Below are 14,401 nucleotides of genomic sequence, written 5' to 3' on the forward strand. Positions count from 1 at the left end.
CGCAGAATAAAAGCAATTGCGAGGAAAGACGTCCTCGCAATTAGTCTTACACCAGTGTGAACTAGCTAAACTTTTGACATAAGTACTTTATTTCTTGGTATTCAAGCAATCCTTCCTGTGCCCCTTCTCGACCAAGACCTGAAAACTTCACACCACCAAAAGGCGCTACTGGATTGGATATGATCCCTTCATTAATCCCAACCATGCCATACTCAAGCGCATGACTTACTCGCCTTATTTGATTGCCATCATTCGAATAAAAATAAGCAGCAAGCCCTTCTGGCACAGAGTTTGCCATTCTTACCACTTCATCTTCACTCTCAAAATCAATAATGCTGACAATCGGTGCAAAAATTTCTTCATGGAAGATCCGCATGGTGCTATTTACACCCGTGATAACTACCGGTGCCATAAATTGGCCGCTTTGTTTATCACCTTGATAAGCGATGCTCGCACCTTTAGCTAACGCATCTTCTAACAACTGCTGTGCTTTTTGTTTGGCTTCAAGTGAAATGAGTGGACCAATATCAATACCCTGCTCTAGACCATTTCCCAAGGTGAGCGTGCTAACCTGCTGAGTGAGTGTATTGAGTAGCTCTGCCGAGATACCTTTCGCGACAAACACACGATTTGCGGCCACACAAGTTTGTCCTGCATTTCTGAACTTCGCTGCCATCAAACCACTTACCGCTTGCTCAACATCAGCGCTGTCGAAAACAATAAATGGTGCATTACCACCAAGCTCCATTGACGTTCTTTTCACTGTGTCGGCACATTGCTTTAACAACGCACTCCCCACTTGTGTTGATCCCGTAAACGTGAGTTTTCGCACTTGTGGTGACTCAGTAAGGTGTGCGACTAACCCTTTAGAGTCGTTAGTCACTAACACCTGAAAAGCGCCAACTTCCATTCCAGCCTGAATAGCCAGCTTTGCAAGGGCGATGGCCGCAAGAGGAGTTTTCTCAGAGGGCTTTAAAATAAAACTACAGCCTGCTGCATAAGCTGGTGCTACTTTTCTGGTGATCATCGCCAGTGGAAAATTCCACGGTGTGATCCCAAGTACAACACCAACCCCTTGCCTGATTGTAGTTAGCTCATGTGATTGAGAATGACTGGGAATAAGCTGACCATAGGCGCGCTTGGCTTCTTCGCTATACCATTCAATAAATCCTGCAGCATAATCCGCCTCGGCAAGTGCCTCCTTAAGCGGTTTGCCTTGTTCCTTAGTGACGATTTCAGCCAAGGCCTGGCGATGCTCTATTACCAATTCGTACCATTTTCTAAGTACTTGACTACGGGCATGTGCTGTCGTGCTAGCGAGTTTTTCGAAGGTTTCAGCCGCTGCTTGCAGCGCTTTATCGGCAGCCTGATTATCCGCCTCCGAAACCTGAGCAAGGTGCTCTCCAGTTGCAGGATTAACCACATCGACATGCGTTTTACTATGATGTGCTTGGCCATAGATAAGTGAAAATTCGGGGTTACTGATGAGTGACATAGCGTTCCTCCTAGAAAAGCAAAAAGCCGTAGTATAAGACTACGGCTTTATTAAATTTGTCAGTAACAACCTAGGTTGTTAGCAGCACTTAATGGTCTTCATTAACGATATTGAGATTGTACTTTGGAATTTCAACCACTAAGTCTTCATCACTAATTATCGCTTGGCAACCCAAACGAGACTCAGCTTCGAGACCCCATGCTTTATCTAGCATGTCATCTTCTAACTCATCGCTTTCTTCCAGCGAGTCAAAACCTTCACGAACAACGATATGGCACGTAGTACATGCACATGATTTTTCACAGGCATGTGGAATACTAATTCCGTTTTTCAAAGCCACATCGAGTACAGTTTCACCCGTTTTCGCTTCGATTGCAGCACCTTCCGGACATAACTCTTCATGGGGTAAAAAGATAATTTGTGGCATATTACACCTCGTCTACCGACTGCCCTTGCAGTGCCTTTTTAATTGATTCATCCATACGGCGTGAAGCAAAATCACTACTCGCCTGATCGACTTCTTCGATCGCCTTTTTAATCTGCTCTGGATTGTCTGCACTTTCGCGAATTTGTGCAAGTTCAGTCATTGCACCGCGCAGTGTATTGAGCTCATCTTCTGCCAACAAATGACCATCCGTTGCAAGCGATGCCTCTAACGCTTCTAATACACGCAGTGCTTCAACCTGCTGCTCTTTAAGCATACGAGCGCTCATGTCTTCTTTGGCATTGCTCATCGAATCTTTTAGCATTTGTGCTACTTGGTCATCGCTCAAACCAAACGACGGTTTTACCTGGATCTCAGCCTGCACGCCTGTCGACTTTTCTTCAGCCGAAACACTCAATAGACCATCAGCGTCAACTCTAAAAGTGACTCGAATATGCGCAGCGCCTGCCGCCATTGGTGGAATGCCTTTTAGACTAAATTTAGCTAAGCTACGACAATCATCAACGAGTTCACGCTCACCTTGCAATACATGCAATGACATAGCGGTTTGACCATCTTTAAAAGTGGTAAACTCTTGTGCACGTGCAACAGGAATAGTGGTATTGCGCGGAATGATTTTTTCAACCAATCCACCCATAGTTTCTAGGCCTAAAGACAATGGCAATACATCAAGCAGTAACATATCAGAGTCAGGCTTGTTACCCACTAAAATATCAGCTTGGATAGCAGCACCTAATGCCACCACACGGTCTGGATCGATTGATGTTAGCGGCTCTTTGGCAAAGAAACTCCCGACTTCTTCACGCACCACTGGCATACGAGTCGAACCACCGACCATCACAACCTGCAAGACTTCTTCTGCTGTGACACCGGCGTCTTTTAACGCGCGGCGACAAGAGCGTAAAGTCTTTTTAACTAAAGGCATTGCCATTTCAGCAAATGCTTGACGCGTGATCGTAACAACCAACTTTTGCTCGCGAACTGGTAGCTCTACGTTTACCGTTTCATAGCTTGAAAGCGCTTCTTTACAGGCTCTTGCCTTATTGATAAACAAGCGTAGCTCTTTTGGGTTTAAATCAAATAGCTGCGTTTGCTGTTTAAAGAAATCGACCAACAATGAATCAAAGTCATCACCACCGAGGCTTGAATCACCACCGGTTGATAATACCTCAAACACTCCTTGGTTTAAGCGTAAGATAGAAATATCAAACGTACCACCACCAAGGTCATAAACCGCGATCACGCCTTCTTGACCAGAGTCTAGGCCGTAAGCTACTGCAGCTGCAGTCGGCTCATTGAGAAGTCTTAATACTTTTAGACCAGCAAGCTCGGCTGCGTCTTTTGTACTTTGCCTTTGTGCATCATCAAAATATGCAGGTACAGTGATCACCGCGCCCATTACATCCTCACCAGCAAAGCTATCAATAGCACGTTGGTGTAATGTTTTTAAAATTTCAGCGGAGGCTTGCACTGGGCTTACAGCGCCAGCTACGGTTTCAATAGCAAGCGAACCGTTATTATCGACAAAATTATAAGGCAACTGACCATAGCTTTGTTCTATTTCAGATTGCGTTTTACCTAAAAAACGTTTTACAGAAATAAGCGTATTAGTCGGGTCTTCAGCAGAAGCAGCTTGGGCTTGTTCACCAACAATAACCTCTGAGTCGGTGTACCTTACTACCGACGGCAGCATAGGTTTACCCATTAAATCGCTAAGAGTCTTCGTTTCGCCACTTTGTACTGTTGCCACAAGAGAGTTCGTGGTACCTAAGTCAATACCAATCGCTAATTTATGCTCATGAGGTGCCGCGCTCTGCCCCGGCTCAGCAATTTGCAATAATGCCATAATGCTCTTTTCACTTTAACGTTTGTTGATGCTACACATCATCAATCGAATAATTCATCTTCGATACGTGCTAATTCGTCGCGTAACTTGTAGACAAACTTTAGCTTACGAATATTGTCTGCTGCGGCTTCTAATGTGCTCATGTCATCGCTTTGAAGCTGCTCGGCAAGGGAAGCGCTAAACTTTGTATCTAACGCTTTAATCTGTGTTTCGAACTCTGTAATCGCGCTGTCAGGATCCGCCGCATCAGGTAATTCTTCTAATGCTTCGCGCAGCTCCATCTGTTGCATTAAAAACATCGGATCTTGCAACGTTTGTTGCTCTGCACGTATGTCTACACCCTTTTCGCTTAGCATATACTCGGCGCGTTTAACTGGGTGTTTGAGCACCGCTAGCGCGTCATTGATCTCTGCGGTTTTCTGTACCGCGAGCAACTTCTCACGCTCACTTTTACCAGCAAATCTATCTGGGTGAACTGCACGCTGTAGCTCTAAATAACCTTGATTTAGTTTGTTCAAATCAACGTGATAATCAACAGGTAAATCAAATAATTCAAAATAACGCATACGCACCTAATACAGCAAAGCCCCACCAAGGCAGGGCTTTAAGCTATTCACTGTTGCAAACTATACGGTGAAGCTTTCGCCACAGCCACATTCGTCTTTCTGATTTGGGTTATTGAATTTAAACCCTTCATTCAGACCTTCTTTTGTGTAATCAAGCTCTGTGCCGTCGATATAAACTAAGCTTTTTGCATCAACGATGATTTTGACATCTTTGTCTTCAAATACTTCATCGCCTTCATCTAAATCGTCGACAAATTCGAGAACATAAGCAAGACCTGAACAGCCCGTGGTTTTAATACCAACGCGCAGCCCTATGCCTTTTCCACGGTTACTCAAAAAGGCTAATACGCGATTAGCGGCTGCATCTGTTAACGTCACTGCCATAATAGTCTCTTACTTCGCTTGTTTACTCTTATAATCTGCAATCGCAGCTTGAATCGCATCTTCTGCCAAAATTGAGCAGTGGATTTTCACTGGTGGCAACTCAAGCTCAGCACTGATATCAGTGTTTTTGATAGTAGAAGCTTCTTCTAACGATTTACCTTTCACCCACTCAGTCACAAGGGATGATGATGCAATCGCGCTGCCACAACCATATGTCTTGAATTTCGCATCTTCGATGATGCCTTCTTTTGACACTTTAATTTGTAGTTTCATTACGTCGCCACATGCAGGTGCCCCCACCATGCCCGTTGCTACGCTTGGATCGTTCTTGTCTAAAGAACCTACGTTACGTGGATTCTCAACGTGGTCGATAACTTTATCACTGTAAGCCATAACTATTTCCTCACTACCTGCTTGCGGCTGGATAGTATCCAGCCAGCGGCTAAAACTTGCTTAATGGTGTGCCCATTCAACGCTATCTAAGTCGATGCCATCTTGGTGCATTTCCCAAAGTGGTGACATCTCACGTAAGCGACCAATAGAATTCTTAAGAAGATTGACGGTGTAATCGATCTCTTCTTCTGTCGTAAAACGACCAATACTGAAACGGATTGAGCTGTGTGCTAATTCATCATTACGACCTAGAGCACGCAGTACATAAGATGGCTCTAAGCTCGCCGATGTACATGCAGAACCTGAAGAAACCGCAATGTCTTTAACTGCCATCAGTAGACTTTCACCTTCAACAAAGTTGAAGCTGATGTTTACAATGCCAGGTACTGATTGGTCGATAGCACCATTAAAATAAACTTCGTCCATATCCATTAGGCCGTCCAATAGACGCTGACGAAGCGCACTGATGTGTGCATGGTCTTTTTCAAAGTCTTGCTTAGCAATTCTAAATGCTGTGCCCATACCCACGATTTGGTGAGTAGCAAGAGTACCTGAACGCATACCGCGCTCATGACCACCACCGTGCATTTGTGCTTCTAAACGCGCACGTGGCTTACGGCGTACGTACAACGCACCGATACCTTTAGGGCCATAAACTTTGTGGCCAGAAAATGACATAAAGTCTACTTTCAATGTTTGTAGGTCGATTAGTACCTTGCCAGCGCTTTGTGCCGCATCAACATGGAACATGATCTTGCGCTCACGACACATCTCACCGATAGTCGCGATATCTTGAATAACACCTAGCTCGTTATTAACGTGCATTACGCTCACTAAAACAGTGTCTTCGCGCATGGTTGCTTCAAGCTTTTTCAAGTCAAGTAAGCCGTTGTCTTCAACATCCATATACGTCACTTCAAAGCCTTGACGCTCAAGCTCACGGCAGGTGTCTAGTACTGCTTTATGTTCAGTACGAACGGTGATGATGTGCTTACCTTTCTTTTTATAGAACTGTGCAGCACCTTTGATTGCAAGGTTGTTTGACTCAGTTGCACCAGATGTGAAAACGATTTCACGCGGATCAGCGTTGATTAAATCAGCGATATCATTACGCGCCTGATCAACCAGTTCTTCTGCTTGCCAACCGAAACGGTGTGAACGAGAAGCTGGATTACCAAAGTTACCATCCATTGTCAGGCACTGCATCATCTCGTCTGCAACACGCTGATCAACCGGAGCGGTTGCTGCATAATCTAGATATATCGGTAATTTCATTTATCTCTCCGCTTGACGTCAACCTAGAGTTGACAGCTCACTTGAATATTGTCTAATTGCTCGATAACACGTTTAACGTGCTTATCTTGCCGCGTTGCTACGGATTGAACATCCGCGTCGGCGACTAACTCGGCTAGGGAAATACTGTTTAAAAATTCTTCAATTCGCACACTTAAATCAGACCACAATGAATGAGTCAGACAGCGCATACCGCTTTGGCAACCGCCGCCTTCGCCGTGACAACGTGTTGCGTCAACGGACTCGTCAACAGCATTAATCACATCACCAACGGAAATTGTGTGTGCATCACGGCCTAATAAGTAGCCGCCGCCAGGACCACGTACAGAGCTAACTAAGCCATGTTTACGTAGACGGGCAAATAATTGTTCAAGGTAAGATAGCGAAATCTCTTGTCGTTCAGAGATATCGGCTAGTGGAACAGGGCCAATACTTGCATGTAACGCAACATCTAACATTGCTGTCACGGCGTATCTGCCTTTTGATGTCAGTTTCATGCATAACCCCCGCTAATTTACCAAGCCGCAAATTTTAATTACTTGACTAAGATAGTCAAGTATTAACCAAGCATAATAACGGCTTTAAATCTGCAACCCTCGTATGCCTACCCAAAATACCCGAGTAATTTAATCAGGTATTATGGATATTGTAATTACCTGAGTATTTTAGTCAAGTATTAGTGATGAAGATTTATGCAAGATTTCACAAAAGGAATGGTTGATATTTAGACAGTAGAAATATAACAGTATTGGCGCGCCGAGTTGGCCAATACTGTTATCTTTTTTGGTTTACTTGTTAGTAGATTTATCTATCGAACTTAGGATCCCACGTAGAATATTAAGTTCTTGATCTTCCGGTCTAGCACGGTTGAACAAACGCTTTAGCTTGGTCATTACCATGCCCGGATGCTGTTTGATGATAAAGCCAGTGTCATTCAGGGTATTTTCAAGATGCTCGTAGAATAACTCCATCTGCTTTGATGATGGGTAAATCGTTTCATCCACTTCTTCTGGCTGCTTTTGTTGCGTGTCTAAGTATGTCATACGCGTTTCGTAGGCCAACGTTTGCACTGCCATCGCAAGATTAAGCGAGCTATACTCAGGATTAGCCGGAATACATACGTGATAGTTGCACAACTGCAGCTCTTCGTTCGACAAGCCACTGTTTTCTCGACCAAATACCAATGCAACTGGGCCATTCACCGATTCAGCAACCAATTTTTGTGCACACTCACGCGGGTCTACCATTGGCCACGACAAAGTGCGTGAGCGCGCACTCGTGCCAATAGTTAAAGCGCAATCAGCAATCGCCTCTTGAAGTGTATCGACTTTAGTCGCTGCACCCAACACGTCGGTTGCGCCAGCCGCCAATGCACTTGCATGGCTGTCCACTTCACATGCAGGGTCAACTAAGTAAAGCTTAGATAACCCCATCGTCTTCATCGCTCTCGCAACAGAGCCAATATTGCCAGAGTGTGAGGTGTTCACTAATACAATTCGAATATCTTCTAAAGCCATTTACACGAGTCTCAAACAAAAATAATGGCGCAGTGTAGCATATCTAATTTGCGTTTTTCCAAGCTCCACAACCAGAAATTAAAAATCTTTATGTAGCAACGAAGTACAAAAAACAACCAGAGAAATTCACAATTGGTTATTTACTTTAGAGAAAAAACCGCTAGAATACGCCGGCTCAAAATGATCCTGTTCTTTTACAACCTAAAGGTAATGCTATGCATCCAATGTTGAACATTGCGGTACGCGCTGCGCGTAACGCAGGTAAGATTATCCTACGTGCAAGTGAAGATTTATCGCGCGTTGAAGCTACTCAAAAAGGCACAAATGATTTAGTAACTAACATCGATAAAGATGCGGAATCAATCGTTCGTGACACAATTTTAAAATCTTACCCTGATCACGCTATTGTTGGTGAAGAATTTGGTCATCACGAAGGCAAAGATGCAGACTACCTTTGGGTTATCGATCCTCTAGACGGTACAACTAACTTCGTTAAAGGTATCCCTCATTATGCTGTTTCTATCGCGCTAAGAGTTAAAGGTCGCGTAGAGCAAGCTGTTGTATACGATCCAATTCGCGATGAATTATTTACCGCTTCTCGTGGCCAAGGCGCACAGCTAAACAACAAACGTATTCGTGTATCTAAGTCTATTGAATTACAAGGCACTGTGCTTGCAACAGGTTTCCCTTTCAAGCAAAAGCACCACATGGATGCCTACCTAGAAGCGTTCAAAGCATTATTCATTCATACAGCTGATATCCGCCGTGCGGGCTCTGCAGCTTTAGACATGGCATATGTTGCTGCAGGTCGTATGGATGGCTTCTTTGAAATTGGCCTTAAGCCTTGGGATACAGCAGCCGGTGAGCTGTTAGTAAAAGAAGCAGGCGGTATGGTCACTGATTTTGCAGGCGGTGCTAACTTTAACCGTAGCGGCAACATCATCTGTGGCGCGCCTAAGCTTTGCCAAGCGATTGTAAAAGAAATTCGTCCAGTATTAACTGAGTCATTGTTAAAATAATAACTCTGGCTTAGATGAAAAAACCCAAGCTCTGCTTGGGTTTTTTTGTATCTGATTGAGTCTAAGAATAACCATAGTAAGAGCTAACTGTTATTCCAAACTCAGGTATTTACGTTGAGCGTCGGATACCTACTTAATTTCAACACGGGCTGAGCGCATCACGATTTCATCGTTTAGCTCAATACCAAGCCCCGGTTCTTCTGACACTCTAAAGATACCGTTCTTAGGCTGTGGATCTTGCAAGCATAGCTCTCTGTTCCATTTTTTGATTGCGTAAGTATGGTGCTCATGGATCAGGAAATTTGGGATCGCGGTTTCCAAGTGTAATGAAGCTGCGGTTGCTACCGGGCCGCCACAGACATGCGCCTGAATACGGATATCAAAGATATCGGCGTAATCACATACCTTCTTAGTTTCCGTAAAGCCACCACATAGGCCAATATCTGGCTGCAGTACATCAATACTTTGATCTTCAAAATAAGGGCGAACACCCCAGCGATTATACAAACGCTCACCACCAGCGATTGGTACAGAGGTCTTGTTGGCTACCTTTGCATGTAAAGAGTGGTTAAGATAATTCACTGGCTCCTCATAATACATACAATCAAATTCTTCAGCGATGTCTGCAATTTGAATGGCTGATGTCGCGCCTGGTAAGCTGTGGCATTCAAAAATAATGTCGACTTCATCACCTACCGCTTCACGTATTGCTTTCATTCTTGCACGGTATAATTTCATTTCCGCGCGCGAGATTAGCTTAGTTCTATCGTAATACGTGTTGCCATCTTTGTCGTACTGAATTGGATCAACTTTAACCGCATCGTACCCTTCTGCAATGGCTTTATGTGCAGCTTCAGCATACTCGTGTGGCTGAACAAGCGCCTTAAATTCGCTATCCCAGTCAAACTGTAATTGCGAGGCATAGGTACGAAGTTCAGGATTCACTTTTCCACCAAGCAATTGATAAACAGGTAGGTTTAGGGCTTTACCTTTAATATCCCAAAGCGCGGTATCTATTGCTGACATCGCCGCATACACCACAGGTCCACCACCTAAACCCCAAAAGCTTTCTCTCAGCATACGCGACCAAAGCAGCTCGGTTTGAAAAGGGTCGTGACCAATCAAAAAGGCTTCAGCCATTTCTTTGATCATACTGGCCGCAGCGCTGTGGCCGAGGTCGTATGCAAGCCCAGCTTCACCAACCCCTGAAATGCCTTCATCGGTGTGAATACGAACAAAAACGGGTGTCCAAGCAGGTCTATCTGAACAATGAATATCGAAAACTTCGACGCGATTAACTTTCATGTTGACTCCTATTGAGCAAAGCTTGGGTCTAGGCGGTAAGCTTTACGAAGCATTGCGGGCCATGCTAATTGACCACCGGTGCTACCGCTATGCACGACATTCGCTTGGTTATATATGTTATCAATAATGGGTTGTGGTACAGGTACGGCTTGTTGTCCCGTTGCTTGAATCGCAACTTGAATCTCGCATGCACGCTGTAAGTCATAAAAACGCATAAAGGCATCGCCTACCGTTGGTCCAACAGTTAAACCACCGTGGTTCACCAGCAGCATATGATTGGTTGTACCTAAGTCATCCTGCAAGCGCTTTTTCTCATCCATATTCACCGCTAAGCCTTCATAGCCGTGGTACGATAGTGATGGTAAGGAGAACATACTATGCTGACTCAAAGGCAATAAACCACATTCTACACTTGCGACTGCGATCGTCTCTTTGGTATGGAGGTGGATAACGCAATGCGCATCTTCTCGCACCTCATGGATTGCACTGTGAATGGTAAAGCCCGCTGGATTAATCTTAAATGGCGTATCATCAAGAATATTCCCTTCAAGATCGACCTTCACCAAATTGGAAGCGGTGACTTCATCAAAGGTCAGGCCAAAGGCGTTTACTAAATAATGATCCGTACCCGGCAAACGCGCCGACATATGCGTATAAATTAAGTCTCCCCAGCGAAAGTGCTCAACCAGTCGATAGCAAGCGGCAAGGTCAACACGCAGCTGCCATTCTTCTGCGCTTACTTTGTCTTTTAAATTTAACTGAGGTAATTCGAACATGGGGATCCCTTATTGACTCCACATCTGGATGTATAGAAGTCTAAATTAGCTTAATTATATCTTCAACTAAAAACCACCGCGAACGGTGGTTTTTTATCATCTTTGATATCTAACTTTGATGTTATTCAACTTTAGATAGATACTCTGCAATCGCATCGATTTCAGCATCAGTGACATTAGCAACCATCGCTTTCATTGCTGCTGTCATACCGTTATTACGTTTACCTGATTTGATATCTTTCATTTGCGCCGCTAAATACTCTTTACTTTGACCATTTACCTTCGGATACAGAGGCATGATCGGTGCTTTACCTTCTGCACCATGACAGGTTTGGCACATCTTTGCTGTATACAATGCTTTACCATCTGCAGCCATTGAACTTGCTGAACCTAGTGCGCAAATTGCCACCGTAGTCCCTACTAGTAGTTTTTTCATCTTGCTCATATCATTACTCTTTTTATTGACGGTTAACGTTGTAAGTCAGTGTAGACTAAAGTTTGACCTAAAGCCTAATCACTACCACATCAAATCATCTGGGACTTCAAAGTCAGCGTAAGGGTCATCCTCATCACCTTGCTGATTGTCCTCAACATGGAAAACGATATACTTCTCGTCTACCTCTGCAATCTTTCTAGCAGGTTCATCTTGTAGCACGTAGAACTGCTCTTCTAATACACAAATCGCTAAACGCCCCTTTGATAGCGCTTTTTGTGTTTCGGAATTAACTTCTAACTCCTTCACCTTATTTTGATATGTGAAGTTAAAGGTCACATTACCGCGGATCTCATCTTGGTTATGGTGTTCTAAGATCTGCTTCACGCGAGCAATTTGCTCTTTATCTTTTAGCGTTTCTTGCTTCGCTTTATTTAGCTCTTCGGCACGCTTTTGCTGCTCAAGCTTTGTCTGCTCAATATGTTTTTGAAGGTCTGTTTGGTCGCTCGTTGCGCCTTTTTTCTTTTTCTTCTGCTGTTTACGCTTTTGTGTTTTTGCAACTTTCGCTTTGTGCTCAGTTGTTAGACCTGCTTTTAGCAACTGATCTTGCAGTGAACCCATCATGCAACTCCGTAAAATAGACTTTTCACTATTTTAACTCAGCAATTTCGATTGACCAGAGAGGAATCGGTCAATCTAATGTAAAACTACCAAAATTATTGTTGCGCATCGTGATTTAGCGCAAAAAATTGTCATCTAGTTTGCTTTAATTTAAGCTAACTCATCGAAATTAAAAGCCTTATTGCTTAATGCCCGTTATTCATCTATTGCTTTGCTCTGTGACCATTTTTTTTGTGCTTTACGCGCCGCAGCCGCTGCTGGCCGAGTTTGCAGAGCAATTTAATGTATCGGCGTCAGATGCGGGCATGCTGATGTCAGCAACTATGCTACCTCTGGCTATCGCGCCAATCTGCTACGGGTTATTGCTGGCAAAGTCCAATCCGCTGCGCATTTTAAAATGGACCATGCTGTTCTTGGCACTCAGCAGTTTAGCATTTGCTTCAATGACTTCGTTTTCAGGGCTATTGTTTGCTCGGTTAATTCAAGGGCTATTATTACCTGCAGCACTCACTGCGATGACAGGTTATATCGGCCAACAATTTAGTGGCTCACAGTTGAAAAGAAACATGAGCTTGTACATCGGAAGTACCATAGCCGGAGGTTATTTTGGCCGTACACTTGCAGCCAACTTTACTGTCTGGTTTGAGTGGCAAAGTTTCTATTACCTAAACGCATTGTTATTGATTGTGCTGGCATTTAGCATTCGAGCCAGCAAAAACAAACCACCAATAATTCACGCGACAAGGATCAGGGATTACTTGGCACCACTCAAGCAATCGCGCCTAGTGAGATTATACAGCTCTGTATTTTGTATGTTTTTCTGCTTCGCGGGGCTACTCAACTTTTTACCGTTTATACTCAAGTACGACTTTAATTTAACCGATCCCAGTAAAGTGGGCTGGGTCTATACAGGCTATTTGGTTGGTGCTTTAGGGTCTATTGTTACACCTTGGCTACAAAGTAAATTTCATTCTACCTGGCGATTTTTAGCTGTGATGTTTTTAGTCTACGCTGCAACCATTGCGCTATTACCCGTGGCGTCTGTGTTCTTTTTTGTAGTCTTATTTACGCTGTTCTGCGGCTGTATGTTTGTGATCCATTCTACCGCTGCACCATTAGCCAACAGTATTAGTCAGGCACCTGCAACCGTCACCAATGGCGCTTATGTTTCATTTTATTATTCCGGAGGCGTGCTGGGATCTTACCTTCCGGGTTTGATTTATGAGCAAGCTGGTATCGCTTGGTTTTGTGCGTCACTTTTTATCGTTTGTACAGTCGGCTTAGCTCTGAGTTTGAGAAACACAGTCAACCCAGTGAGGTGAATGTCCTGTGACTTGCCAAAAGCGCTTTAAATCTTCGAGCGTTAACACCCAAGTTTTAGTATTCACTAGGGGATGGCACTGCCATAAGTGCGCAGATTGCAGTTCACTATCAAGCCATAATTCGACTCGTTGCTCGTTGTCGTTATGCAGTGTGAGTACTGACACACAGCCTTGTTCCACCCCTAAATACTTCGCTAATCTGTCCGTCGATGCAAAACCTAAACGCGACACCCCTTGAGATTTAGACAGCGCTTTTAGGTCGACTTGCTTATCTGCAGGAATAATAAAAAGAAAGTGTCGCTTTCCATAGTTATCTCGGAGGAAGAGATTTTTCAGTCGCGTCCCTTTTCTCTCTAACTTCAAGTTGTCAGCATCTAGACAAGTATGTAACGGTGGATGCTCATAATTGAGATAGTTGATATCTAACTGAGCGAGCCGCTCTGCAAGTGCACTTGGATTGTTTCTGATCACAAACACTTACCTCGTAACTGAACGCTACGCTGTCGCCAGTATACATCGGTAATTTTATGACCTGAATTACAGTAGTCCGCCTCAATCAAAGCTGGTTTTAATAAGGCGACAGCTTGCTCTTCTAGCTTGAGTTTTAGAGCGGGAGAATCTTCAATACGCTCAAACTCGGCAAAGCGTTTTAACTCTCTTCTTGATATTGGCTTACTTGCATCCAGCTCCATTCGAGGTGTTGCTTGTACCGTTACAATGAAAGCAAATTCTTTATCACCAGTTGGCGAAAGACGCTTATGAAGAGATTGTTTTTCGATAATAAGTTCAGGCTCATCAGGCTGTGATGCACAACTCGCTAGCAGCCCAATAATGAGAATAGAAAAGATATGACGCAGAACCATAATTCGCTTAATTCGTTTTATTTTCAGTTCAGTGTAACAAAGACTATAAAAAAATAGCGAAATTTTTTGTCTGGGGTTGACGGGAATATAAAAAATGATTAAATTTCGCTTCGTCCACTGACG

Annotated in this window: 17 protein-coding genes; 2 read left to right on the forward strand and 15 right to left on the reverse strand. The window is 43.9% G+C overall.

The window, feature by feature from the left end; genetic code table 11:
- Positions 1-61: 61 nt before the first annotated feature.
- The 9 genes from GSF13_RS21530 to trmJ form a co-directional block, all read right to left on the reverse strand.
- On the reverse strand, positions 62-1,495 hold the full coding sequence (locus GSF13_RS21530; protein ID WP_211867044.1) for an NAD-dependent succinate-semialdehyde dehydrogenase: 1,434 nt from the start codon (positions 1,493-1,495) through the stop codon (positions 62-64).
- Between the two features lie 88 nt (positions 1,496-1,583).
- Positions 1,584-1,922 carry an ISC system 2Fe-2S type ferredoxin gene (gene fdx / locus GSF13_RS21535; RefSeq protein WP_010607222.1) on the reverse strand — a complete coding sequence of 113 codons (339 nt, stop codon included), beginning with the start codon at positions 1,920-1,922 and terminating at the stop codon, positions 1,584-1,586.
- A gap of 1 nt (position 1,923) precedes the next feature.
- Positions 1,924-3,786, reverse strand: a complete 1,863-nt coding sequence (gene hscA / locus GSF13_RS21540) for a Fe-S protein assembly chaperone HscA (protein ID WP_010378972.1) — start codon at positions 3,784-3,786, stop codon at positions 1,924-1,926.
- A gap of 41 nt (positions 3,787-3,827) precedes the next feature.
- Complete coding sequence (gene hscB, locus GSF13_RS21545; RefSeq protein ID WP_010607220.1) at positions 3,828-4,352, reverse strand: co-chaperone HscB; 525 nt, start codon at positions 4,350-4,352, stop codon at positions 3,828-3,830.
- Positions 4,353-4,412: 60 nt separating this feature from the next.
- The gene (iscA, locus tag GSF13_RS21550; protein WP_010378967.1) at positions 4,413-4,736 is read right to left on the reverse strand and encodes an iron-sulfur cluster assembly protein IscA; all 324 of its coding nucleotides are present in this window, start codon (positions 4,734-4,736) and stop codon (positions 4,413-4,415) included.
- A 9-nt stretch (positions 4,737-4,745) separates the two neighbouring features.
- The gene (gene iscU, locus GSF13_RS21555; protein ID WP_010607219.1) at positions 4,746-5,129 is read right to left on the reverse strand and encodes a Fe-S cluster assembly scaffold IscU; all 384 of its coding nucleotides are present in this window, start codon (positions 5,127-5,129) and stop codon (positions 4,746-4,748) included.
- Between the two features lie 60 nt (positions 5,130-5,189).
- Positions 5,190-6,404, reverse strand: a complete 1,215-nt coding sequence (locus tag GSF13_RS21560) for an IscS subfamily cysteine desulfurase (RefSeq protein ID WP_010378962.1) — start codon at positions 6,402-6,404, stop codon at positions 5,190-5,192.
- Between the two features lie 23 nt (positions 6,405-6,427).
- A complete protein-coding gene (gene iscR / locus GSF13_RS21565; RefSeq protein ID WP_010378960.1) occupies positions 6,428-6,919 on the reverse strand; it encodes a Fe-S cluster assembly transcriptional regulator IscR in 492 nt (163 codons plus the stop codon).
- A gap of 291 nt (positions 6,920-7,210) precedes the next feature.
- On the reverse strand, positions 7,211-7,939 hold the full coding sequence (gene trmJ / locus GSF13_RS21570) for a tRNA (cytosine(32)/uridine(32)-2'-O)-methyltransferase TrmJ (protein ID WP_010607218.1): 729 nt from the start codon (positions 7,937-7,939) through the stop codon (positions 7,211-7,213).
- Positions 7,940-8,154: 215 nt separating this feature from the next.
- Between trmJ and suhB the strand changes: the two genes are divergently transcribed.
- Positions 8,155-8,958, forward strand: a complete 804-nt coding sequence (suhB, locus tag GSF13_RS21575) for an inositol-1-monophosphatase (protein ID WP_010607217.1) — start codon at positions 8,155-8,157, stop codon at positions 8,956-8,958.
- Between the two features lie 129 nt (positions 8,959-9,087).
- On the opposite strand, the gene GSF13_RS21580 is transcribed toward suhB, so the two are convergent.
- The 4 genes from GSF13_RS21580 to GSF13_RS21595 all read right to left on the reverse strand — a co-directional run bounded on the left by GSF13_RS21580 (position 9,088) and on the right by GSF13_RS21595 (position 12,093).
- Positions 9,088-10,263 carry a mandelate racemase/muconate lactonizing enzyme family protein gene (locus GSF13_RS21580; protein WP_211867046.1) on the reverse strand — a complete coding sequence of 392 codons (1,176 nt, stop codon included), beginning with the start codon at positions 10,261-10,263 and terminating at the stop codon, positions 9,088-9,090.
- 8 nt (positions 10,264-10,271) lie between these two features.
- The gene (locus GSF13_RS21585; RefSeq protein ID WP_010607214.1) at positions 10,272-11,039 is read right to left on the reverse strand and encodes a class II aldolase/adducin family protein; all 768 of its coding nucleotides are present in this window, start codon (positions 11,037-11,039) and stop codon (positions 10,272-10,274) included.
- Positions 11,040-11,160: 121 nt separating this feature from the next.
- Positions 11,161-11,484 carry a c-type cytochrome gene (locus tag GSF13_RS21590; RefSeq protein ID WP_010607213.1) on the reverse strand — a complete coding sequence of 108 codons (324 nt, stop codon included), beginning with the start codon at positions 11,482-11,484 and terminating at the stop codon, positions 11,161-11,163.
- A gap of 72 nt (positions 11,485-11,556) precedes the next feature.
- Complete coding sequence (locus GSF13_RS21595; RefSeq protein ID WP_010378951.1) at positions 11,557-12,093, reverse strand: DUF2058 domain-containing protein; 537 nt, start codon at positions 12,091-12,093, stop codon at positions 11,557-11,559.
- A gap of 188 nt (positions 12,094-12,281) precedes the next feature.
- Between GSF13_RS21595 and GSF13_RS21600 the strand changes: the two genes are divergently transcribed.
- The gene (locus tag GSF13_RS21600) at positions 12,282-13,415 is read left to right on the forward strand and encodes an MFS transporter (protein WP_211867048.1); all 1,134 of its coding nucleotides are present in this window, start codon (positions 12,282-12,284) and stop codon (positions 13,413-13,415) included.
- Here GSF13_RS21600 and GSF13_RS21605 read toward each other — a convergent pair.
- A complete protein-coding gene (locus tag GSF13_RS21605) occupies positions 13,374-13,886 on the reverse strand; it encodes a prolyl-tRNA synthetase associated domain-containing protein (RefSeq protein WP_174170620.1) in 513 nt (170 codons plus the stop codon). The two genes, GSF13_RS21600 and GSF13_RS21605, sit on opposite strands and share 42 nt — an antisense overlap.
- Entirely contained in the window at positions 13,883-14,278 is a 396-nt protein-coding gene (locus GSF13_RS21610) for a hypothetical protein (RefSeq protein ID WP_095729676.1), read from the reverse strand. Before GSF13_RS21610 ends, GSF13_RS21605 begins: the two co-directional genes overlap by 4 nt.
- Positions 14,279-14,401 lie beyond the last annotated feature (123 nt).

Source organism: Pseudoalteromonas sp. M8 (genome assembly GCF_018141365.1).
Lineage (GTDB): Bacteria > Pseudomonadota > Gammaproteobacteria > Enterobacterales > Alteromonadaceae > Pseudoalteromonas.

Excerpts from the sequence above, each read along its gene's own strand:
- GSF13_RS21530 (WP_211867044.1), bottom strand. The coding sequence starts at position 1,495 with ATGTCACTCATCAGTAACCCCGAATTTTCACTTATCTATGGCCAAGCA.
- fdx (WP_010607222.1), bottom strand. The coding sequence starts at position 1,922 with ATGCCACAAATTATCTTTTTACCCCATGAAGAGTTATGTCCGGAAGGT.
- hscA (WP_010378972.1), bottom strand. The coding sequence starts at position 3,786 with ATGGCATTATTGCAAATTGCTGAGCCGGGGCAGAGCGCGGCACCTCAT.
- hscB (WP_010607220.1), bottom strand. The coding sequence starts at position 4,352 with ATGCGTTATTTTGAATTATTTGATTTACCTGTTGATTATCACGTTGAT.
- iscA (WP_010378967.1), bottom strand. The coding sequence starts at position 4,736 with ATGGCAGTGACGTTAACAGATGCAGCCGCTAATCGCGTATTAGCCTTT.
- iscU (WP_010607219.1), bottom strand. The coding sequence starts at position 5,129 with ATGGCTTACAGTGATAAAGTTATCGACCACGTTGAGAATCCACGTAAC.
- GSF13_RS21560 (WP_010378962.1), bottom strand. The coding sequence starts at position 6,404 with ATGAAATTACCGATATATCTAGATTATGCAGCAACCGCTCCGGTTGAT.
- iscR (WP_010378960.1), bottom strand. The coding sequence starts at position 6,919 with ATGAAACTGACATCAAAAGGCAGATACGCCGTGACAGCAATGTTAGAT.
- trmJ (WP_010607218.1), bottom strand. The coding sequence starts at position 7,939 with ATGGCTTTAGAAGATATTCGAATTGTATTAGTGAACACCTCACACTCT.
- suhB (WP_010607217.1), top strand. The coding sequence starts at position 8,155 with ATGCATCCAATGTTGAACATTGCGGTACGCGCTGCGCGTAACGCAGGT.
- GSF13_RS21580 (WP_211867046.1), bottom strand. The coding sequence starts at position 10,263 with ATGAAAGTTAATCGCGTCGAAGTTTTCGATATTCATTGTTCAGATAGA.
- GSF13_RS21585 (WP_010607214.1), bottom strand. The coding sequence starts at position 11,039 with ATGTTCGAATTACCTCAGTTAAATTTAAAAGACAAAGTAAGCGCAGAA.
- GSF13_RS21590 (WP_010607213.1), bottom strand. The coding sequence starts at position 11,484 with ATGAGCAAGATGAAAAAACTACTAGTAGGGACTACGGTGGCAATTTGC.
- GSF13_RS21595 (WP_010378951.1), bottom strand. The coding sequence starts at position 12,093 with ATGGGTTCACTGCAAGATCAGTTGCTAAAAGCAGGTCTAACAACTGAG.
- GSF13_RS21600 (WP_211867048.1), top strand. The coding sequence starts at position 12,282 with ATGCCCGTTATTCATCTATTGCTTTGCTCTGTGACCATTTTTTTTGTG.
- GSF13_RS21610 (WP_095729676.1), bottom strand. The coding sequence starts at position 14,278 with ATGGTTCTGCGTCATATCTTTTCTATTCTCATTATTGGGCTGCTAGCG.